Source organism: Marinobacter adhaerens HP15 (assembly GCF_000166295.1).
GTDB lineage: Bacteria > Pseudomonadota > Gammaproteobacteria > Pseudomonadales > Oleiphilaceae > Marinobacter > Marinobacter adhaerens.
The window spans coordinates 1223118-1245284 of sequence record NC_017506.1; the positions used below are offsets into that span (position 1 = coordinate 1223118).

Genomic DNA, 22167 nt, shown 5'->3' on the forward strand with positions numbered 1-22167 from the left:
CCGTCTTTCCGTTATGCCCGGGCGTTCAGATTAAAGGCGTACGCCCGGCTATTCCCTGCAGCTTCGATTTGCTCGGCACTCACTGAGCGGCGCATGGTGTCGTAACGGTGCACGAGGTCCTGCAGGCCGTTGAATTGCTGGTTCTCGCTGATCAGTGTGTCCAATAGCGGGTTATTCACCCCGTACGCCTGGTTGAGCTTGAGCGCATTGTCCATGAAATGCAGCGTTGGCTCGTTAACGCTGAGGCGATTGAACGCTTCCTTGAAGTTTTTGTTTACGTTCAGATCTTTTTCAATCTGGATGCGTGTGTTGTCTGCGATTTTCCCTTCCACCGCAACGCTGCCATTCTCCGTTTTGCTCACGTTCAATGCGGTTGCCGGGTGCAGGTTGTATTCGGCAAGTTTGTGCCGCAGGGTTTCCCGTACAAAGGCAAGATCCTGCCCCACGGTCTGTTTGTAGTCAGCCATGGCCAGCCTGCGGGCTTTCAGCCGTGAGAGGTCAGACTGGTTGTTCTCCGAGGGTGTAAAGCGGTCATCGCCAGGTGTCGGCTCGGTTTCCATGGCCTTTGCCTGTGCTTTGCCAGGCGCGGCTTCCGGCGCTGTTGAGGGCGTCTGGCGCCTTTCCATGGCCTGCTGGAACTGGGTGCTCGCCCGGATCAGAGAGGTCAGTAGGGACATGGATGGGTTTCCTCCTTCGGTCAACCGGAGTGCGGTTTCCGAACAGTCAGCGTTGGGAATCACGAATGCTTGTCATCGTGCTCTGCAGCTTTCAGGCCAACTCGATGAAGTCCCGGGCTGAGGGCTCCCCCTCCTTCCTTCATGTGTAAACGACTTTTCCCGGATCTGATCTGGGTCAGGAAATAATTGACGCATATCTATAAAGTTTGGCGACAGTTAGTTGTCATCACGAAACGTCAAAACAACGTCCTGGCCGCATGCCGCGCGGTCTCTGTGTCGGGTTACCATGAAAAAACAGTATTCCATCCGCTTTCTCTTACTTGCCGCTCTGGCGGCTGCCTTCTCCCTGGTGCTCGTGTTTACCGTAATCTACAGTGCAGACTCGCAGCGTGATCATCTTGAAGAGTTCAGCCACAAATACGTGGATGGACTGACAAAATCCTATTTCGATGGGCTGAATACCATGATGGTCACCGGCACCATCGGTAACCGGGATGTCCTCCGGAAAAAGGTGATGGCGTCTGAAGACGTGCTGGACGTGCGGGTGATTCGCAGTGACCATTTGAATCGGATCTTCGGCAACGGCAACGCGTCGGAACAGAAGCGGGAACCACTGGATAAGAAAGCGCTTACCGGTGAGCGGGTGGAGTCCTATTCCAGCAATGAGGACGGGCGAGTCTACACACTTATTGAGCCCGTGATCGCGATGGAAAACTATCAGGGCGTCAACTGCCTTGGCTGTCATCAGGCCAGTGAGGGTGACGTTCTTGGCGCCATTCGGGTGGACTATTCCATGGCTGACAGCGATGCCCGTTTGCAGCAGCAACTGCTGACCAGTGGCGGTATTCAGGTAACCATCTTTGCTGCGGTGTTTTTCCTGACCGCCGCCGCTTTGAGTCGACTGGTGTTTTCCCGTTTGCGGCGACTCCACGACCGCATGGACGAGATCTCCAGAAACTCTGACCTGACCATTGAGCTTGAGGTTAGCCGCAACGACGAGATCGGTTCCGTCTCCCGGGCGTTCAACCGGATGATGGCGAAGATACGGGAGAGCATGAATACCGTCATGGACAACGCCGAACAGGTTGAACAGGCGGCCAGAAGCATTGCAGGGAAGGCTGACACGACAGAGAGGGAAGTGCTTGCCCAGCGTGACAACACGGATCAGGTGGCCAGCGCCACTACCGAGATGGCCGCATCTGCGGTTCAGGTTCGGGAAAATGCCATCCATACCACCCGAAAATCCGCAGATACTGCGGAATCAGCGAGCAAGGGTGAGAGCCTTGCCCGGAATGCAGTAAAAGGCATCGAGGCATTGAACTCCGAGGTCCAGAGTGGCGCAAAACGCATTGAGCAGCTGGATCAACGTACCAGTAAGATGTCGGATATGCTGGAGGTAATCTCCAATATCGCTGACCAGACCAACCTGCTGGCGCTCAATGCCGCCATCGAGGCGGCCCGTGCCGGAGAGCAGGGGCGCGGTTTTTCTGTGGTGGCCGATGAGGTGCGTGCGCTGGCGTCGAGAACTCAGGATTCAACGGAGGAAATCCGGAACACCATCAACGGACTGAAGGGAGAGGTTGTCGATTGTGTGGCCACCATGCGCCATGCCTCTGAGATGGCAGAGCATCAGGTTTCAGCCATTCTGACCGTAGAGTCTGAACTGCAAACCATTGCATCTGCTGTGCGGGAGATCACCAACCTCAATCAGGAAATGGAGAGCGCTGCCAACGAGCAGAGCGATGTCTCCGAATCCATTAATCACAACGTGATTGAAATCAGTCGCTCGGCAGAGCAGACCTCCGGGGATGCCAAGGAGACAGCGAGAATTGCCGGAGACCTTCTGGCCATGGCCGAGAATCTCAGGAAAACCATCGAACAGTTCCGGCTGAATCAGGAAGGCCGCCCTTAGAACGGCGGCGTGGGTCTGGCGACAGGCTCAGCCCCGATGGTCGGAAACAAAGGGGTTGGTGGCTCGCTCCCGGCCAAAGGTGGACATCGGACCGTGTCCGGGAATGAACGCAACCTCGTCGCCGAGCGGGAACAGCTGTTCCCTGATAGAGCGAATCAGTGTTGCGTGGTCGCCCTTTGGAAAATCCGTGCGTCCGATGGAGCCATGGAACAGCACGTCACCTACCAGCGCCAGACCGGATTCCTTGTGGTAAAAAACCACATGTCCCGGTGTGTGGCCGGGGCAGTGAAGGACTTCCAGGGTCTGGTTACCCACGGTGACCTGCTGCCCATCTTCCAGCCAGCGATCCGGGGTGAAAACTTCCGGGGCCGGAAACCCGAACATCTGCGCCTGCTGGGGCAGGCCAACAATCCAGAAATTGTCTTCCTTCTGCGGCCCCTCAATGGGAATACCCAGCTCTTTGGTCAGCTCCGCAGTTCCGCCGGCATGGTCAATGTGGGCATGGGTAAGCAGAATTTTCTCGACCGTCACGCCTTCCTCAGCCACAGCGGCGCGAATCTTCTCCAGATCCCCGCCCGGATCGACTACGGCTGCCCGGCGCGTCTTTTCGCACCAGATCAGTGAGCAGTTCTGCTGGAAAGGCGTGACCGGAATGATTCTGTAGTTCAGTGACATACCTGTTCTCAATCGCTGAAGAAATGGCTAGTGCCATCAGTTTACTGGAACTTCCCGCGTAACAACGAACGCGCCCCGCAAATCGCCCTCGGAGAAGCCGGTCGCCTTGTCTTCAGGATACAGTTCAGCCAGTTTTGCCTTCACCTCCGGGGCGATGGACTTACCGTGACAGCCAAGGCAAAGTTTCTGTGTCGGGATGGCGCTCATATATTGGAACGCCGGCTGTCCGGACGCTTCGGAGACCTGCCAGACCTCCACCGGTTTTCCGTTCTTCACCGGCTGTCTGTCCATGGCCAGCAGCTGGATCTCCTGCCAGTCGGTCGGGGTGTTTTCCGGGTTCCGAACTTTCAGACTGGTCCGACTGATGACCCAGCCGCCGCTGCTGTTGTTCCTGGCGATTTCCGGTGCAACAGTCTTGCAAACACCAATACCGTTTGTGAGGCCGCCTTCTTTGATGGCCGCCTGGAGCGCCTGCTTCAGTGAGCCGCCGAAGCTTTTCACCAGGGAACGTGCTTCGGCAACCATTGCTTCCGGGCTATCTGCTTGGGGTTGCGCGAGCAGTGGCATGGAAAGCAAAGAGCATAGCAAGGCTGTTGTGATGATCGGTTTGGTCATTGAGTCTCTCCCGGGCTTCTTGGCTTTGGAATAAGTATATAACAAAAGAATAATCCCAAATTGAGCCAGGACAGATTCCGGTAGAGCCGATGAATGATTACCACGCCAGCCAGATAACGTGGCGGGCACCCTTGCCGGGTCGCAAGGCCCTCACTGTAACGGGCTCAACAGAAAATCCTGCCCGTCGCAGCCTCTCTGTGAAGGAATGCTCCTGGCCGGCAGACCAGTAGGCAAGGATGCCATCAGGTCGCAGGGCGTTCTGGGCGGCCGCAATGCCATCCGGTGAGTAGATCCAGTTGTTTTCTTTGCGGGTGAGGCCTTCCGGGCCGTTGTCAACATCGAGAAGGATGGCATCCCATTCGCCGTCGCTGTTTCTAAGTAATTCGGCTACATCACCAATGTGAACCAGCGCTCTCGGGTCGTTCAGCGGGTTGCCCGCCGCAGAGCCCAGTGGCCCTCGATTCCAGGCTTCTACTTCGGGAACCAGCTCGGCTACCGTCACCTGCGCATCGTCGCCCAGAGCGGCCAGCGCTGCTGCCAGCGTGAACCCCATGCCCAGGCCGCCGATAAGAACCCGGGGAGCAGGCTGATCGGCAATCCGTTCGCACGCGAGGGTGGCAAGAGCATCCTCCGAGCCGTGGATCCGGCTGTTCATCAATTCTCCGGTGGTGCCGGCAATTTTGATGGAAAATTCATCATTGCGTTGCAAAAGACGTAATCGGGTTCCCTTGCCGGGGATCGTTGCGGTTCCGATTTCGGTAAAGCGGGCCATTGAGAAGTCCTGATGTCGGTAAGGAGGGGCAGTTTAGCTCGCCTGGAGCCAGGTTGAATATCACGGACCGAGAATCGGGGTTAAGAGAGGTGGTACCCCCGGCAGGACTCATATAAAGGTCTAAAGCATTGAAAGATAACGCCTAAAAATTCCATCGGTGAGTTTAGTACCCCAATATAAGCCCCCAACTATCTTTTCCTGAATGGGGTTGTGCCCCATATAATCAAGTATTCTGGCTTGCAATATAAAGTCGCTAAGGTCGACATCCACTGTATTTCAACTTCAATTATCGGCGATCAAATGAGTAGCAGGCTAATGAAATCGTGCTCCTCATTTAGGACTGGATCGCTTTGCAACGGCTCTCTGCCCAAGCCGGATATCAATGTTCTGTTAAAAATGGTTCCACGTACGAAAGGTATTCTGATTGTGGCGAGCGATGTTCTCTCCACATTCCGCCGTGATTTTCCGGCCGAGGGCGAAGCTTCGCGTTTGTTAGTACTAAACGTCGTTTCGCACGAGACACTCCTACAAAAAAGGCACAGCGATTCTCGTCTTGATTGCCAAAAAAAATCTCATTTTCGATCGCCATCATGATAACCGAGTCAAATTCAAGTCCTTTACTCTTATGTATGGTCAAGATCCTCACTGACTCGTCGTCTGAAAAACGGTCCAGCGCTTCTTCGAGGGTAGAGGTCGATTGACTCAGCTCAGATATGCGATTTTTTGTATCGGTAATAACGTCTCTCAGCCTTGCCTTTGACTCATATTCAGGAGATAGCGCTGCAACGGTTTCAATGCCAACGTGTTGAAGAAACAACTTTGCTGGTTCCCACCATTCCGTGCTTCGTTGCTCAGCCGTCTGGCCAGCCATGGCTTTCCTTTGCTTTCTTATAAAGCTGTCCAGGGACCGGCTAACTTCAGACTGCACGTCGTCATCGGCAAAGGGCTGCAGCTGCTTCATTAGTCTTATCCACGCTTTGGGTTCGCGTTTTCCGTAGAGGCAAGAAAGGTAATCGACAATCAAGCGAGCTGCTGGCTCAACTGTTATATCCTGCATCTCTTGTTCATTTCGAAAGGGTATTCCTCTTGCCGTCAGCGCCTTAATTAAGTCGTGCGCGTATAGATCAAGCTGCTTGGATACAAGTATCGCGATCTCTGATGGTGCCAACTCCTCGGTTTCAATCCAGCTTTTTATGGTGTCTGCCAAATAGGAGGCTTCATCGCTGCTGTTCGCAAATTGCGTCGACAGAATCTCTCCAGCGTCTCCCTCAAGTTGTTCATCTGGCATGACAGAATCAGGGTCTATTACCTTAATGATTTCGTTTTGTACCCTGAGCAGGCCTGGTACAGACCTAAAATTTCGGTAAAGGTTTAGTGGCATCGCGGAGAAGTCTTGAGCAAATGTGAGGAATATTCCCTCTAGCGCACCGGCCCAGCCCATAATTTTCTGTTTTACATCACCCACAGCGGTAAGACGAACAGGAGTATTGTGAAATGCCAACTTTACTAACTCGTATTGTTGGTGTGTACAATCTTGAAACTCATCAAGAAAAACGTCGCTGTAAGTCTGCCTGACAGCATTTCTGGCAATTGATGACGTTTTTAGTATCTGGATTGCTAGGGGCACCAGGTCAACAAAAGTAATTTGTTTTCTGGGAACCTTCTGGTCTCCGATCGTGAAGCCCACATCCAAAGCATCATTACCCTCTAACACTGGTCGAAATCGATCAATGATGCGTTTTGCGAATGCATGGAACGTATAACTGTCGAAACGTGATGCAAGGTCATAACCACAGCGCTTCTTCACGCGTTCTCTCAAGTTTTGACTTGCATCGACTTTGAAAGAAATAGCGAGGATACGTTTGGGATAAGTACAAGTGCCAGATCTAAGTAGGAAGTCTGCACGCTGAGCCAGCATCTCTGTTTTACCTGCCCCAGGGCCAGCAGTTAGGGCTAGAGAGTGGATCTGCTCTGTCGCCGCCTTCTGTGCGTTAGGCTCAAGTGTAAGATTGTCGGCAGGTTTCCACTCCGCTACGGAGATCATTCGGGCAACTCCGTTAGCTTTGCAATAACTGTATCGATTAATCGATTGAGTTCTTGGGGCATGTTTTGAGCTAGCTGATTATCATCTAGGTTTGCCAAAGCCTGTATATGTGCAGCAGGTTTGCTTCCTAATTTGAAGTGCTTGTGATAACTCGTGAAGAGACTCTGTTCATCCTCGCTATATTGAGATGCATCGTGATGATTTTTTCCCAGAACGGCTTGCAAGGCTGGCCTGTCTGAGATCTCCCGTTTTACTGAGTATGCTTCCGGGAAGGCAAGGAGCATAGAGAAATCCAAGTCCAGAGGGTATGAAAAGAAAACACCGCGGCTTTCCAACTCGGTAAAAACATCGCGATTGTTTTCGAACCAATGATGTGTCCTTACTGGCAAATCGCTATCATTCCATTTTGGGAGATTCCAATTAGGTAACGCCTTGGTTGGTTCGAATTTTTTGAGTTGGTCGTTCACGTACTTGATACGTCCCCATCCGGCCTGATGTCTCCCTACATCGAGATCAAGAAGCGTGAGGTAGGGGATTTGCAATGCCGATAGCAAGCGCCAAAAGTGATTCACATGCCGACCACCGAGTGGAGCAATTGAGACGGAGGATTCATCCACTGGTGCTCCTTTCGCTTGAAGAAGGCGAGGTAACACGATTTCCTCACTATCTCCTTCACCAAGAATCACCAATCTCGAAAAATAGACTTCAGGAAATGCCTGAACAGCTTCCCTGACAAATTTATGGGCGTCATCGGTCTTAGGTGGTAGTTGGATATGAGTGACCCTTGACTGCCGGTTTTCTCCCAATCTCATGTATCTAATATTTTCCGGTGGTACACGTCGAAGCATTGATGGAGCATGGGTAGCAATAAGCGCCTGGCAGTCTTCGTCTGCGACCATTTCGTTTAGTGCGGTAACAATTCTCCCTAAATAAAGAGGAGAAAGGCTGTTTTCTGGCTCCTCTATTGCAATCAAGGTGAAAACGGGAGGCTGGAGACGATCCGGATCGAATGATGCGTTTTCCTCGGATAGAGTTTTTCGGCCTATCGCTTGGGAGGAAAATACCAGCGATAAGTACAGCAATGACTTTTGCCCGTCGCTTAAACGAGAAAAATCAACCAACTCCTCGTCATGTCCCGGAGAGAAAGAAACTGACATGTGTCGCAGCAATGCCTCGATCTCAGACGCTACAAAAGTGATTTTCGGGTCGGTGAAGAAATCGCCTTTGTGCAATGTCTCCCAAGAAGCTTGAAGCGCGTCACTGAATGCCTTTACTGATGGGTTGGCTATAAGGCTGTCACTGATTTCTGTAGTCAAACCCTTAATGGTCTCTCGCTCTTCTTCCCAGCGAATTGAGCGAAGAATTCTCCCCAAGAGGGCATTGGCGCTATAGGAAATATGGTCCGCTGGATCTCGTCGAGCAGGCAGATAGTGAAGCTTTATGTGACGTCGTTCAGAGCGAGGTACCTGCGATACATCTAGTGGATTTCCCTCGTCATCTATGTCTAGAACATAGACGAGGTTCTCCTCGATTTCTCCGTCCAATCCCATTGTTGCATTGAGTCTAAATCGTACTCGAGGAATACCATCAACCTCATCAAGCCGCATGTGCCCAAAATGCGGGGCCACTGTGCTGTTGTCTTCATCCTCGGTCAGTTCGGGAAACGTGAAATCGGCTTCAACCCATAACTCGCGTTCCTCAGATTCCGATTCTTCATCAATTGGGACGTGGAAGTCTGAGCGCTGAATACGACGTTGAGCTGGATCGAAAGCGAATAGCCGGCATAGGGCTTCCAATGCTGCTGTCTTACCCGATCCATTCCGACCAATGAGATATGTGATGTCGTCAAGCAATATCGTGGTTGGAGTTTGGCCAAAAGAACGGAAGTTCGAAAGGCGCATCGTGTGTAGTTTCATAATTAGTTCGAGGCCATCCTTGTATCTTTTTATGGATTGCGGCAGCTTCCCAACTACTAACGATTGTGTGCAGCTAGAACGCCCATGAACTGATCTATCGCAAAGTATGTCAACCATACTCATCTTTCCGATTGACATCATCCCTTGCTAGTTCTTGAAGGCAGTGATCGCGTAATAAAAAAATCTCAAACCTATATCACCCCTGTGAACCAGGGCACTGACAGTGCCTTCCCTCCCGATTCACAGAGGTAATTCCCATGTCTGAAAAATGCCCCAACTGCCTGTCTGTTCGGATTGGTAAAAACAACTACGGCAAGAAAACCGCTGGGGTGGTCGGTGCTTCTGCAGGCGCCTATGGCGGGTTTGCTGCTGCGACAGCCGGTGCTCGAGCAGGTGCCACGCTGGGTATCGTTGCCGGACCCGTAGGCGCAACCGTGGGCGGTATCGGTGGTGCCGTCATCGGCGCGCTGCTCGGTGGCGCTACCGGTGCTTCAGCTGGCGTGATTCTGGGTGATGTCCTGGATGATCGTGTGCTCGATAACTATCGATGCCTCGACTGCGGCTATTCCTTCAGTGTCGACCCTGGCTGCCCCGACAACATCCGTTAATTCCCTTCGCGCATTTCAAATTTAAGGAGAACAGTCATGGCTCACCTTATTGAGCAAATGTCCTACGCAGGACAAACCCCGTGGCATGGCCTGGGGAACGAACTGACTTCAGACCAACCCCTGGACGTCTGGGCAAGGCAAGCCGGTCTGGACTGGCAGATCCAGGAAAGTCCCGTCCGATATATCGCCAATGCCAGTGGCACTTTGGGAGAGATCCTGTCCTTTCCGGATTCCAAGGTGCTTTATCGCTCAGACACCAAAGCCCCGCTGTCAGTGGTCGGTAACCGCTTTAAAGTGGTTCAGCCTGAAGAGATCCTGGAGTTTTACCGGGACCTGACCGAGGTATCCGGTTTTGAGCTGGAAACCGCCGGTGTCCTGAAAGGCGGCCGAAAAATGTGGGCACTCGCCCGAACCGGTCAATCCGGCATGCTCAGGGGCAACGATCAAACCAATGCCTACGTCCTGCTGGCAACAGCCTGTGACGGAACCATGGCAACAACCTGCCAGTTCACCAGTATCCGAGTGGTGTGCAACAACACACTGGCGGTTGCATTGAAGAGCTCCACTGCTAATGCCGTCAAGGTGAAGCACAACACAGCGTTCGATGCAGACCTGGTGAAGAAGCAACTGGGAATCTCTGTCTCGGCTTGGGATGACTTCATGTATAGCCTGAAAACTTTGAGTGAACGGAATGTGAAGACCACCGAAGCCAGGAACTACTTCCTCAAGGTGTTCACCGATGATTCCGGCATTGGTGTAGGCAAAACTAACGAACGATCGATGGTGAAGGCTCTGGGGCTGTATGAAGGCGAGGGCATGGGTGCCAACCTGGCATCCTCCGAAGGCACGGCCTATGGCCTGCTGAATGCCGTCACTGAATTCATCGATCACCAACGCCGCGCGAAAACCGTGGACCACCGCCTGGATTCCGCCTGGTTCGGTACCGGTGCTGCCATGAAGAGCCGTGCATTAGAGCAGGCCATGTCACTTGTGGCTTAAGCCACCCCCACAAATTTCAAAACCGTCATAAAGCCCACCGAAGCCTGATGCTCTGGTGGGCTTTTTTATGTCTGGAGCAAAACATCATGGGCATGAGTGCAAACGCAAATCAGAAATCACGACCGGCATTGCGCCTGGTCTCTACCAAGGGCCTCAGCCGGGATGAATGGCTGAGGGTCCGCAAGCAGGGCATTGGCAGTAGCGATGCCGCTGCATCTGTCGGCATGAACCCGTATCAATCCCAACTGGAACTCTGGATGGTCAAAACCGGCAGAGATGCGGGTTTGCCAAAACCGGATTCAGGCGATCCGACTTCACCGGTCTACTGGGGCCATATCCTGGAACCTATTGTGGCAGAGCAGTACAGCCAACAAACGGGCAGAAAGGTGCGCCGGGTGAACGCGGTATTGCAACACCCAGATCCGGACAAGCACTGGATGTTGGCCAACCTCGATTATTCGGTGGTGGCCGATGACGACGTGCAGATTCTGGAATGCAAAACGGCAGGGGAGTTCGGATCACGGCTCTGGAAGGAGGGGGTTCCGGACTACATCCAGTGCCAGGTGCAGCACCAGTTGGCTGTCACTGGGAAACCGGCAGCGGACGTGTGCGTTCTGTTGTGTGGCGAGGAGTTGAAGATCTACCGCGTTGAACGGAATGAAGAGCTCATCGAGGCACTGTACGTGCTGGAGCGCCAATTCTGGGACTTCGTGGTAACGGATACCCCGCCACCGGTCGATGGAACCGACTCCGCTGAACGGGCCTTGCGTCATCTGTATCCAGTGGACAGAGGGGAGACCCTGGACTTCAGCCAAAGCAAGGAATTGTCGGATGCGTTTGACGAGCTGCTGGCCATTCGCTCGGAACTGGAAAGCCTCAAATCCACCGAATCCCACCTGAAACAGCTAATCGAGATCCAGATGGGCGACGCCTCAAAAGCAACCTTCCCCAGTGGCAGCGTCAGCTGGAAACGGAGCAAGGATTCCGTTGGGCTCAACGTGAAGCGACTGCTCAAGGATCAGCCAGAGCTTCTGGATCAATACCCACTCCCCAAGCCGGGCAGTCGGCGGTTTCTCATTCAAGCATAGATGCCCATTGGCCACGCGGGCGTGACGAGTGCCCCGTGGTCCTTTTTTCAGGAGAGAAATCATGATTAAAGGTTTAGCCATCACGCCTCCCGTGTTGGGGCGTATCAGCATTGGTCGGGTCGTTGAGAAAAACGGCATCCGGTTACCTCAAAAAGATGATCAATTCACTATCACCTCCCAGATCCAGGAGAAGGACTCCGGGTGGGTTTTACACCCCATGGACGAAGAACTCAGAAAGGATGCGCCGAACAGCAAGCTGCGGACCATCCCGGTACGCATGCTGTTCAACGATGCGGATCTCAATCTGCGGGCTGAATACACCATGTTTGACCGTAAAAGCGGGCGACCCATGTGTGTCGGCAATGGCGACACCTGTAAGCGCCTGACACAATCAGGAGTGCAGTCTCTGCCATGCCCGGGGCCGAAGCTCTGTGAGTTCGGCAAAGGAGGCCTATGCAAGCCCTATGGCCGTCTAAACGTGAAGATTGGTGACGATGATGATCTCGGCAGTTTTATCTTCCGCACCACCGGCTACAACAGCATCCGAACCCTCGCGGCCAGGCTGAGCTACTACCAGGCAGTCTCTGGTGGTCTATTGGCGTACATGCCGTTGGAGCTGAAGCTAAGGGGCAAAAGCACTAAGCAGAGTTATGGAACGCCAGTCTATTACGTGGATCTGGTCATCAGAGACGGTATGAGCTTGATCGACGTGATCAATCGCGCTCGTGAGCGATTTCTGACGTTTCAAGAAGCCGGCTATGATCAGGATGCGTTGGAAGGAGCCGCGATGAATGGCTATGGGAATTGTGTGTTTGAGGATCTGGGTGACGATTCGGGCGACGTGCTTGAAGAGTTCTTCAGCACCGAAATTGCCAAGCCTGAGATCAACGATTCCAAAGAGAATGCCAAAAGCCACTTGCGAGCAATTAAGCGAGAGCTGTCCGCCGGAGGAAGCCGCACTGATCTCTTTAGTCAGGGATCAGCACCAAACTGATTAATCTCTGGTAAAGGGAGAGGGTGTCGTCATGCTCTTTACGAAAAGCCATTATTCGAGGAGGACCACTATGGCAGGAGCATTTTTAGGGAGCGTAGCTCCCTAATTTTTTGTCATTACTGCGAAAAAGAGCGACTTCGAATCAAAACTCCAATTGAACAACACAAGCCGCTTAGATTGTCGACTATGGCGTAGGTGGAATCCGCTTCTGCTCGTTTGCCGAGATGCTATGGAGTGGGAGCAGATCCATCACATCACAGAACAACGCCCTATTTTGCCAGTCTCCTCTATCACCAATGACATAGAAACGGCGCTTGGCACGCGTTGCTGCCACATTTAAAAGATTCGGTTCCGAAACGACCCAGTTGCGAGCTCCCGAGTTCTCGGTATTCCCGCCTAACACCATTATTATAATTGCTGCTTCCTTGCCCTGCATGGTGTGGATCGTGCCGGAAACCACTTTGTCAGGGAGTATGCGATTTAGGTTTTCCCGGACGGCTTTGAAGGGAGTGATGACAGAAATGTCTTTAGCCTCAACGCCGTCTCCTTCCAACAGCTTAAGTAGCCTCTGGAGTGCTTGTCCTTCGGCTGGTACCCAGTTTCCTTCTGACGTGCCAATGGCTTGAATCCATCCCGTCGGAAGACTGGCTGGCGTCTCCTTGTCGGGTTTAGGAGGAATCGTTCCAAACACCATCGCCCCGTCATAGGCAACGCGATTTGCCAGCTCGTGCATAGGCTTGTCACAGCGCCGATGTACTACGAGAGGCATTCCCACCCAGGTCTTGTCATCCGCTGGTCCAGCCATGCGTCCCAATGGAGTTGCTCCGTCGGCTAATGTCTGCGCAGATTGTCGATTGGGAAGCCAATGGGCATTGATCTGGTAACGCGTTCTCATGTGTTCAAGTACAGCATCGGAGACGGTGACGATGGGCTTGAGCTGCAGAGGGTCCCCAACCATCAAAGCTCGTTGGGTACGCCATAACGCGCCGACCGCCGCTTGAGGTGGAGCTTGACCTGCCTCATCTACGAACAACCAGCCGATCTCGCTGGCCCCTAAAGAACCGAATGAGCGTGAAAAAGATGCGAATGTGCTACTCAGAACTGGCACCACCATAAACAGTGTTGTCCAGGCGGAACGGATAGCTTCACGTGATAAGCCTCGATAGCGGCTGCCGGTCAAAATTCCATTGATGAGGAAAAGGTTGGATCTTATACGATATGCTTCCAATTCAAAGAACACACGATGAAGCTTGAGAGCCTGAATGAAGACCCGCGCGCGAGATTGGCGCCAGCCCTCAATTTGCCAAGGTTCTGCGAGCTCGATGGGCTCGCCGCGACCGATGGAACCCTCTTTCAGCCAGGCCAATAGGTGATTGGCTCGATACGTGTTTGCTAAGTCTATGGCGTCTTGTTCCTGTGCTTGGCCTTGATCCTTTAGTCGCTGAAGTGAGCGCTGTAAATCACCTACCTGCGTTTCCAAACTCTTTCGTGAAACATCCAATCGCATAGTTTGGCGTGCTATCCGGTTGAATTCAGACTTTGCCAAATCGTGTTGGCTTTTCAGTAGTTTACCCGTAGTCTCCCAGTCTCGTTGTGCTCTCCAAAGGCTGAACAACTTAACCCAGAAGCTTGGCCTTCTGGCTTGATGTTTGCCAAGCGCATCCAAGTATTTTTTGAGCTTTATACTGGCTGGACGGCTTTCTTTGGTATCCAAGTCAGCGAGGTCGTTCAGTGTATCGCCCAACTTACTTTCGAGGTCAGTTAGTGTTTTCGATTTTTCCCTGATCTTCTCACGGGTTTGGCATAGGTGCTGAATCAACTCACGGATGCGCGAGGCAGCAGCATAGGTCTTGCGCACGTCTTCTTTGGCTGTTTCAAAGTCCTGGACGGCCTCTTTCCACAATGCCTGGCGCTCTGCGGGTGAGCGAGTTTTGTTGATCTTAGCGTTCGCATTGAGCCATTCGAGCAGGCCCTCTGCTTCCTTTTCCTTGTCTCGCGGCGTATCAGCGTGATCCTTAAGTGAGTCGCGTCCTTCTTCCAAAGAGCGTGTGGAAGATAAGCTCCTTGCGACGTCGCGTTCAGTAACAGGGCCGGCTTTATCATCCACTTCTGGGGCCACCTGCTCTGCGCTGCCAAATGGGCGCTGACCATAGAAGTAGCGCTCCACGAATTTGGTTCGCCGCGACTTGCTGCCCAGGGCTCCGGAGATAAGTCCCCATGCTGGCTGTCCACTGACCAGTTCGCCTAATTCGGAAAAATACTCAGCCTCGGGTAACCAGCTCTCGTCGATCTTGTCCCGCTGTGGTAATTCAAGCGTGATGTTTTCCACCGCGCCGTTATTGGATGAAGCCACTACGATCTCGAAGCCATAAAGTTTCGAGTCAAGTTTGAAGCAAGCCTGCTTTTTGCCTCCATCATTAGCCTCCTCGCGTCCGTCACGAACAAACCCATCTGAAGCGCGCCCGAGTCGAGCGAGTACATCGGCACGACTGGTCACGATGGACGCTATCAAATCGCGCAGTAGAGTCGTTTTTCCTGTACCCGGGGGGCCATTGATGCCCAACAGCCCGTCGTCGCTGTTGAGCTTGGCGAGGGTCGTGTTGACAGCGAGTTGTTGAGAATGGACGAGACCACGATGTTGTTCTGATGGCCAACAGCTCAGTGGATAACTGTCTGGCATCAGACTTTTAATGAGTTGCAACGAGGAATGTTTATCATCGACGTGCAGGCGGAGTCGCTCATTGTACTGACATAGGTACTCCTCCAGAGGTCTGCTTTTTTCTCCTTTGCTGATGCTGTCAGCTATGTTGGAAAGGTCTTCTAGCATGAAGCTATTGAGTGGGTCGTCTTCTCGCTCTGGCTTTTGAGGTTTGATCGGACGTGATCGAAACCGAAATACCTTTTTGTCTATATCGCCAAAAAAATTCGATATGCCAATGTAGTCGAGAATCCAGATGGTCAATTCGCGCAGCGCGGAGCCAGTTACCTCGCCTCCAAGCAAGGCTTTTGCCTGATCGCCAACAGCTCTTTGATCGTCCTCGAATCCAGTGCTCCAATCCTTCCCCTTCAAAACTCGTCCTAAAAACCATGCTTCGCTCGAGAGGACGAAACTGTCCTCTACCAAGTGACCAGCCATGTTGAATTTTGCTGCGAAGAGTGCCGATTCTCGATGTTGGGGCTCTTTATATCCCTGATCAGCGCCAAAGACCTTTTCAAGCTGTTCAGCAACAAGGCGACTGTCATAGACATGTGCGAAAAGTGTGTGACTCCAAACGCGCTGCTTGGGCAACTCCTGCTTCGCAGCAATACTTTCTTCTGACCAAGGGGGTATGACATCCGCGATGGGAGTGTTGTGAATAAACGCTCCGTAGCTGTTGGTGCGCTTTTCCACCTTTGGGGCCGACTGAGGTTGCAACAACTCCACAGCATGCCAATAACGGACAATATTCTCCTGCCCCATTGAAAATTTTTCCTTCTGAAAAGTCAGTACAGTGTGATGGGGTCATCCTACCAGCGTAACGTACTAAACTCTCAACGAAAATTTCCAGAAAGCGCTTTCCGGCGCGAAGGGAAAAACCAGGCGGAGGGGGAGAAGCAGGTGGTTACCGGATGGTTTCCGATGAGGCTGCAGCGAAAGGATTTGGTGATTCGCCTTTCGAGTTCGATGAGGCCGAAATGACTGAAGCGATATAGGAGTTATGCCCCTCAACTCTAACGGGAGATATTGACGACAACTCAAGGTCAGGAGTGTCATAGCTCCGGAAAGGATTGACGTCGACTACGTCTATTACTGGGTTCGGGGGAACGATCCTTTTCAGGGCTGTTCGAAAACCTCGCCCGATAGATCTACTTTTTGACTACAATGCGAATTTCAACAGTATGGAACTTGCGCGCCGAATTTGGCTGTCTGGGCCGATGTTTAAAACAGAAGAGCGGTCTTGATGCCATCTCTTCCTATCATTGTATTCAAGTCGCTTAAGGTCGGTTAGTTTTGGCAAGCTTTGTAAGGTCACTAGGCCTCTTTCGCCGGCCGGGAACCTTTACAGCCAAAACCATCCGTGACTGTGATTCGCCGGAGCGGTAGACGCGGCGCATCTCAAATAAGCTCGTTAAATGCGGCGTACCTTCGCGATTGGGTGTCGCCAGGTCGAGTACCAGCAGCACGCCCAATCGAATACTAACATTTTGGTAGTCTGTCGTTTGTGCTGCATACGATTTGAATAACGCATCGAAGGAGCAATCTTTTTCCTCGCGCTTCACCTCGACTACGAGACGTTCAGGGCCAGATTGCAAGCGTATGTCGGCTCGGCCACTCGCAATGTTTGTGGGTTCAAGATCACTCCCTGCGGCATACGTTGCCACCCACCGAAAAAAGTCCTGCTGTAGTTCGTCCTCGTGAGGCAGTGAACCGTCTTCGCGTTCGAACAGGTAGGCGCCAGTTGGGTCATCGCCCTTAGTCAATTCCAGGCGATTAAAATAAAACGGACCATCCAGAGAAGCACGGTATCGAAGAGACATGTGCCGTTCGCATTCGTGTTGTAGTCGATGTGCCCCCGGGCCTCCTGGTAGCAGCGTTCGATGACCTCGATTTCGGAACCCGTCAGGTTGGCAAGCTGCAATGACATAGCATTCTCGACTACACCAGAAAGGATTTTCTTCTTTTCTTCTGGAATGTTGGATCTTGCAATGATGGCGGCGAGCGATGTCCGTTCGCTCGCCGCCTCAGGAGGGTTATTCGGGCTGCCTGACTGTTCAATGAAATTATCAATCTGTGCAATTAAATCCTGAGCTTCCGTGGCCCATTCGTGGGTCGTGTTGTGTTGGAGCCACATTCGCACTTGATGCACTTGCCCAGCTTGCCTGGCGACGCTTGTGCGTATTCGAGGTCTGACCATCGATTCGACACCACCATGCTGATCTCGACGCAAGATCGATCGACCTGCGTTATACACAGATAGGAGGCCCTCCTCGATGACAGTTGCCGGCTCCCACCAACTCGGCTCGTCAAGCGACACTGCCAGCCCTGCAATAGCTCTGGCTAGGACGCTCCAACAAGCCGCCTCGGTCTGTCTTGATCCCAACCAGGGAGGCCCGGAGCCTCCTGACCAAGCGTGCAGCTCGAACGCGTGTCGCTGAACACAGGCGCTCGCGGAGGCGATCGAAGCGCTTGCGGCTCCGTTGTGAAAGCTTAGGAGAAGATCAAGCCCGTCGAGGTATAAGCTAGTTTCCGGACTGCGCTCGGATGCTCTGTTAGACTCATCAAGCCAGTCTCTGGCCATACGGAAGGCGGTGGTTGCCGAGTTGCGGTCCTCTCTATCCATGGCTTCAGAAAGAGCTGCCATCCCCAACTCGAAAGTGGCCTCAGGTCGCACCGCGTCGAGTTGAGCGAGTTTGTGCAGAACTTCAACCAGTTCCTTGTCACGCCAATGGGAATAAGCGACGCCGACAATCTTTGCCGCCCGTCGAAGGAACTCTGTGTCGTCGTTTGGTGCGAGACCCAGGAAGAAGTCCAATAAGCGAAGTTGCCAGCGCCTGTTGTCACTGGCCCAGCGAAACGCGCCATCTAGCGCTGCGCTGCGGGCTAACCCAGATAGTGAGTGGTCTCCTGTTGCGGCCTTTGATAGAAAGAGCATAAAGCAACACTCATCTCCTTCATCCGGCAGCGGCCGATGTTGACCCAGGATATCGACCGCTTCAAGGAGAACGAAGTCTGTTGTCGCGACCTCCAATAGATCGTGCAGGACACCCTTGTGCAGTTCTCGATCACTTGCCTGAGCACGGCCCCATCCCAATACAAGTGGGTGAAACAGCTCGGGCATTATGGGTGTAGTGCCGAGCGACCGCGCTGCCGGCGCGAGTTGCTCTATCCCACCAAGATCTTCCAACTGCCAATCTCGCCCATCTTTCAAGATTTCTATGAGCTTTGCTTCGATCGGATGCATGTCGTCTACCATAGGAAGGCGTTCCCGGCGACTTCACGGCGATGCGCCTTCGGTATGTGGTCGGTAATCGCTTTGGATGAGATGCCAGCAACAAACACCTGAAAATGCGGCAACTTGGTGAAAACTGACTGAAGTCCAGCAACAAGGTGATCCACGTCGACAGGGGACACCTCCTGAGCAGCAGGCGAATCGATCATCAACAATCCAGGATGGCGGCCGATTCCCCGCTCCTCCGCAATTTCGATCATCGCAAGAACGGTCGCAACTTTAAGGCGTAGCTTTTCGCCTTCTGTTACCTTGCTATAGCTTGTGGGCGCTCCGCCTTTGATCAACGAGAGTGACGCATTTCCCTTTAGAGACGCTTCCGACAGGTTCTTCATTCCGAAAGCATTGGCGTACTCTACCAAGCGCTCAGATACGTCTTCGAGCAATCCATCCCGTCTCGCTTTGACGCGAGACTCCGTTTCCTTCACGACAGCAGATAGAATTTTTAACTCGTCGTTGCGGTCATTGGTTTGTGTATTCGGGCTTATCGAGGCTTCGGCCTCCTCAAGCCGACCTTCAAGGACAGCCACGGCTCTTGCAGCGTCCTGCCGGCGCGTGGCGGAGCCTAGCTCTTTAGAAGCAGACTCAAGACGATCCTGAATGAGATCAACCTTTCTGCGAAGGTCTGCCAATTCATTTTCCGCCTGCTCTTTGTTTACCGAGGCGCGTTCTACTGCAGCCTTTGATCCTGCGACACGCTCCTGGAGTTCAGCCTTGATCGCTTCGCCGTCTTCGGAGTTAGTGATTGATTCTCCGCAAACGGAGCATGAGTGGGTAGAACTCTCGAGTTCTTTCTTCGCCTTGGAAATCGTATGGTCACATCGAGGGCAACATTTCGGTTCTAAGAGACGAAACACTGCCGAAGCGGACATGGCATCCATATGGGTCTGCAGGTCTCGTCTATCTTCCTGATAGACTGCGCGTAGTTCTCGAAGTCCGGTAACAGCACGTTCCGTGTGTTCAGCTAAAACCCGCTCTTGGCGACGAAGATCGACCAGCTCGATGGAATCGGCATCGATGGCACTGCGTACCGCCTCATCGCTCGGTATCTTCGCTAGCTCAGCACGCCTCTCTGCCAACTGGGCCCTAATGTTTGCAGTGCGCTCGTTGCTTGTTTTCTGTACTTGTTCGGCTTGTCGAGAAGAAACTTGAACCGCTTGCTCGACATGCTGGTAGGCGGTTTTAGCTGTGGCGAGCGTCGAAACCCGTGGAACTCCTAGGTACATTTGCATCAGTCGTGATGTGAGACCAGTGGTTACTGGCATGTCACCTAGGAGTACTTCGTAATTGGTGCCGATGAACATTGCTCCTGAGAAGGCGACCCAACTATGTGTTACCGACTGCCCCTCGTTTTCTCCATTTTTTCTCCAACTGGATATCGGGTTCATAGCGAAAGTGTGCATAAAGAAATCTGCCATGACCGCTTCGAACTCGCCGTCGGTGGCGAAGTTGGCAAGAGCGACTCTCTCTGGCTCGCCTCTTGCCATGCTGGTGGCGCGAACGCGATATAAGCTACCGATAGGCTCGCCCTGAGTCTTGGCAGCGATCTCGTATTCGTCTGAATCGAGGAAGAAACTCAGGCGCACGGCATGAATCCACCGCCGCACATCGTCTTGAAGGTTGGCAGATGGTCGTCCTCTTATCATCCATCGAACAATCTCGATGATTGTCGATTTGCCCCGTAGGTTGTGTTCAGAAAGCATGGCCCACAGGCCGTGATCAAGGTCTGCCCATGAAAAGGAAAAATGTCCAGCGTCCGCAACACCGTCCTTCTCGCCAGAAAACTCAATATCTCGCAGAACGAGCCTGCGTGGCTGGGCGAGTACAGGTGAGGGTTGAATTCGGTGGGCTGAAAGAACTCCTTCAACCTTGGAAGGTTCCACTTTTGCCTTTGTGGCTATCGCTTGCAGCCATTCCTCCTTGTGTTGCGCCATCCTTCCTCCCTAACTAGTCAGATTGCAGTTGCGTAAGACGAAGTCGCACTTCTTCGGTAATGGGGGGGATTATCCCTCCCAGCTTCGTCTCCGCGTAGCTCGCGCGCTGATACTGTTTTTGCTTCAAAGCTGTCCCACCCATGCTTCCGGCAACTTTCGCTACCAACTTGGACCTTTTGGCATACCAACTAAGGATTGGCTCTTGTGACACGGCGGCCGAGCAGATGTCATAGCCGGCCTTAGTGAGAACGAAGTCTGTCTCCAAAACCTTGTTGTTTGCTCCTTTTATTCCACTAATGCGAACGAGATCGCGGGATCTCAGTAGCGATAGGGCATCATCCAAGCGTTCGTAGGCTCCAAAGAAGTACCGGGTCATCGGAACGCGCCGAAGGTCCGGTTCTTCGTCGTCTATGATCGCTTGAGCAGCTTCGTAGTAGCTTTTGTCCTTCGTCTCTATGAACAAATCAAGTAGTTCAGCCGCGAGGTAGTCTGGATTTCGCATCCAGAAGTCGAACGCTTGTAGGCGTGCTTCGCCTTTGAAAATAAGAGCATGCTCAGCCGTGGGTGGTTCAATGGAACTGCCTCCTGCCCTCAAGACGAACAAAATTCGCAGGGCGTCTCGATGGGGAGACCGAATCGTCATTTTGCCTTGCCTTTTTTCGAAATCGGCGCTGCATCGGGCCAAAGGCCATGCGCTCTGAGCAGTCGCGCCGTTGTAGTGCCATCCATGAACATGATCTGACATGGGGCGACAAAACTGCGTGCGAGCGCAAACGCCTCTGCCTGCTTTCGGACGGCTGCACCAATGGAATGGCAATGCTGTATGACGTAGATACGGGCGGGAATGTTGAAGAGGCGATAGAGCTGGTCACCATTTTTTCCAAGATCTGTCGGCTTCATTGGGTGAAATCGTGCAGGCCCCTTCAATAGGAAAGCCCCAGTGTGACGGTGGCCAGCAACAAGTAAGTTGGCCGAAAGCACATCGCTTTCCTCGCCACCCCAGTCGCTGGGAACAGAATGCTCGCAAAGAAGGCGACAAATCAGCTCCTTAACGACCTGTTCCGAAACCCTGGTCATGCGCTTGAACTCGGCTTGAGATGGAAACCAAGACTCGTCTATTCCGGAAAACTGCTCGACTTCCTCTGGGCGCAGTTCGAGTGTCGGCCCGAATGGCGAGGTTATCGCATGGCTGCTCGTAACCAAATCTCCCACCACATAGGGTACTGCGCGGATGATGGTGTCATCGATCTCAGTGATGTAGCCAAACGCAAACAGACGTGTCGAGCCAGACATTCGGGTATACGCAGTGGAATTTACTAGCCCATTTTTGGAAAACTCGAAGATGAGCTTTTTGCCGGCAAGAGGTTCGTCGAGCTTCTCTGTAAGGCTCAAAGCAAGGGTCTTGTTGGAAGCCGCGAATCCCTTGCCGGTTACATGACCATTATAGATAAATGGGACGCCTTCCTTCAGTTCGCCTTCAAAGGCCAGTTGTGGAAGCGTTCTTACGCTATCTGTTGCTATTGCTTGCAGTAAATATGAGCCGACGGCATTTGAAAGGATTGCCGTAGACATCTGAGCGTTTTGCCCCGTGAGGGCAGCTATTACCTGAGCGGGCAATGTCTGTGAGCTCAGCAGTGCCAGGACGCGGTCACGACTCAAGTAGAACGCCACTAGCTTCCCAGCAGTTGGCAGCGTTTCTATTCCTTCTTTCGCCACAATGTTAGTCAATCTTAGCGGGCCTCACGTTCTATTGTGCGTGGGTAGACGCTGTCGACGATTATCTATCGCCTTGCTTGGTAACTTCCTTCAACTCTTTCTGAACCTGCGCCAAAACCTGATCGGACTCTGTCTTACTGTCGCCGGCGGGTGTTACCTTGTATCAATACCAGAAATGATACCCGATAGGTAAGTGGTCGAATACCAAGCAGAAACATAGCCTTTGAAAT

General features: G+C 52.8%; 17 protein-coding genes. 5 read left to right on the top strand and 12 right to left on the bottom strand.

The features are described from left to right. Positions 1 to 11: 11 nt before the first annotated feature. Positions 12 to 677, bottom strand: coding sequence for a hypothetical protein (locus HP15_RS05930; protein ID WP_014576644.1), 666 nt, complete (start codon positions 675 to 677; stop codon positions 12 to 14). A gap of 286 nt (positions 678 to 963) precedes the next feature. Here HP15_RS05930 and HP15_RS05935 point away from each other — a divergent pair, with 286 nt between their 5' ends. Beyond that, on the top strand, positions 964 to 2589 hold the full coding sequence (locus HP15_RS05935) for a methyl-accepting chemotaxis protein (protein WP_014576645.1): 1626 nt from the start codon (positions 964 to 966) through the stop codon (positions 2587 to 2589). Positions 2590 to 2616: 27 nt separating this feature from the next. Here HP15_RS05935 and HP15_RS05940 read toward each other — a convergent pair whose 3' ends face one another. The 5 genes from HP15_RS05940 to HP15_RS05960 all read right to left on the bottom strand — a co-directional run bounded on the left by HP15_RS05940 (position 2617) and on the right by HP15_RS05960 (position 8611). Further along, positions 2617 to 3264 carry an MBL fold metallo-hydrolase gene (locus HP15_RS05940; protein WP_014576646.1) on the bottom strand — a complete coding sequence of 216 codons (648 nt, stop codon included), beginning with the start codon at positions 3262 to 3264 and terminating at the stop codon, positions 2617 to 2619. Between the two features lie 36 nt (positions 3265 to 3300). Beyond that, a complete protein-coding gene (locus HP15_RS05945; protein WP_014576647.1) occupies positions 3301 to 3879 on the bottom strand; it encodes a Tll0287-like domain-containing protein in 579 nt (192 codons plus the stop codon). A gap of 97 nt (positions 3880 to 3976) precedes the next feature. Further along, entirely contained in the window at positions 3977 to 4651 is a 675-nt protein-coding gene (locus tag HP15_RS05950) for a polyamine aminopropyltransferase (protein ID WP_014576648.1), read from the bottom strand. Positions 4652 to 5030: 379 nt separating this feature from the next. Continuing rightward, the gene (locus HP15_RS05955; RefSeq protein WP_014576649.1) at positions 5031 to 6695 is read right to left on the bottom strand and encodes a UvrD-helicase domain-containing protein; all 1665 of its coding nucleotides are present in this window, start codon (positions 6693 to 6695) and stop codon (positions 5031 to 5033) included. After that, positions 6692 to 8611 carry an ATP-dependent nuclease gene (locus HP15_RS05960; protein ID WP_041646160.1) on the bottom strand — a complete coding sequence of 640 codons (1920 nt, stop codon included), beginning with the start codon at positions 8609 to 8611 and terminating at the stop codon, positions 6692 to 6694. Before HP15_RS05960 ends, HP15_RS05955 begins: the two co-directional genes overlap by 4 nt. Before the next feature lie 257 nt (positions 8612 to 8868). Between HP15_RS05960 and HP15_RS05965 the strand changes: the two genes are divergently transcribed. The 4 genes from HP15_RS05965 to HP15_RS05980 all read left to right on the top strand — a co-directional run bounded on the left by HP15_RS05965 (position 8869) and on the right by HP15_RS05980 (position 12300). Then, positions 8869 to 9219, top strand: a complete 351-nt coding sequence (locus HP15_RS05965; RefSeq protein ID WP_014576651.1) for a hypothetical protein — start codon at positions 8869 to 8871, stop codon at positions 9217 to 9219. Between the two features lie 36 nt (positions 9220 to 9255). Further along, positions 9256 to 10218: a DUF932 domain-containing protein gene (locus HP15_RS05970; protein ID WP_014576652.1), complete on the top strand. Its 963-nt coding sequence runs from the start codon at positions 9256 to 9258 to the stop codon at positions 10216 to 10218. An 86-nt stretch (positions 10219 to 10304) separates the two neighbouring features. Beyond that, positions 10305 to 11306 (top strand): YqaJ viral recombinase family nuclease, encoded by a 1002-nt coding sequence (locus HP15_RS05975; RefSeq protein ID WP_169702137.1) that lies wholly within the window; start codon positions 10305 to 10307, stop codon positions 11304 to 11306. A gap of 61 nt (positions 11307 to 11367) precedes the next feature. Then, positions 11368 to 12300, top strand: coding sequence for a recombination directionality factor (locus tag HP15_RS05980; RefSeq protein WP_014576654.1), 933 nt, complete (start codon positions 11368 to 11370; stop codon positions 12298 to 12300). A 184-nt stretch (positions 12301 to 12484) separates the two neighbouring features. On the opposite strand, the gene HP15_RS05985 is transcribed toward HP15_RS05980, so the two are convergent. From HP15_RS05985 to HP15_RS06005, 6 genes are all read right to left on the bottom strand, one after another. Continuing rightward, positions 12485 to 15760 carry a DEAD/DEAH box helicase gene (locus HP15_RS05985; protein ID WP_014576655.1) on the bottom strand — a complete coding sequence of 1092 codons (3276 nt, stop codon included), beginning with the start codon at positions 15758 to 15760 and terminating at the stop codon, positions 12485 to 12487. Between the two features lie 515 nt (positions 15761 to 16275). Continuing rightward, the gene (locus HP15_RS22300) at positions 16276 to 16818 is read right to left on the bottom strand and encodes a hypothetical protein (RefSeq protein ID WP_169702138.1); all 543 of its coding nucleotides are present in this window, start codon (positions 16816 to 16818) and stop codon (positions 16276 to 16278) included. Then, positions 16758 to 18254, bottom strand: coding sequence for a hypothetical protein (locus HP15_RS22305; protein WP_169702139.1), 1497 nt, complete (start codon positions 18252 to 18254; stop codon positions 16758 to 16760). Before HP15_RS22305 ends, HP15_RS22300 begins: the two co-directional genes overlap by 61 nt. Then, positions 18248 to 20221, bottom strand: a complete 1974-nt coding sequence (locus tag HP15_RS05995; RefSeq protein ID WP_014576657.1) for a coiled-coil domain-containing protein — start codon at positions 20219 to 20221, stop codon at positions 18248 to 18250. The genes HP15_RS22305 and HP15_RS05995 overlap by 7 nt, the downstream gene beginning before the upstream one ends. Before the next feature lie 13 nt (positions 20222 to 20234). Then, complete coding sequence (locus tag HP15_RS06000; protein WP_041645135.1) at positions 20235 to 20864, bottom strand: hypothetical protein; 630 nt, start codon at positions 20862 to 20864, stop codon at positions 20235 to 20237. Beyond that, on the bottom strand, positions 20861 to 21949 hold the full coding sequence (locus HP15_RS06005) for a methyltransferase (RefSeq protein WP_206076550.1): 1089 nt from the start codon (positions 21947 to 21949) through the stop codon (positions 20861 to 20863). Before HP15_RS06005 ends, HP15_RS06000 begins: the two co-directional genes overlap by 4 nt. Positions 21950 to 22167 lie beyond the last annotated feature (218 nt).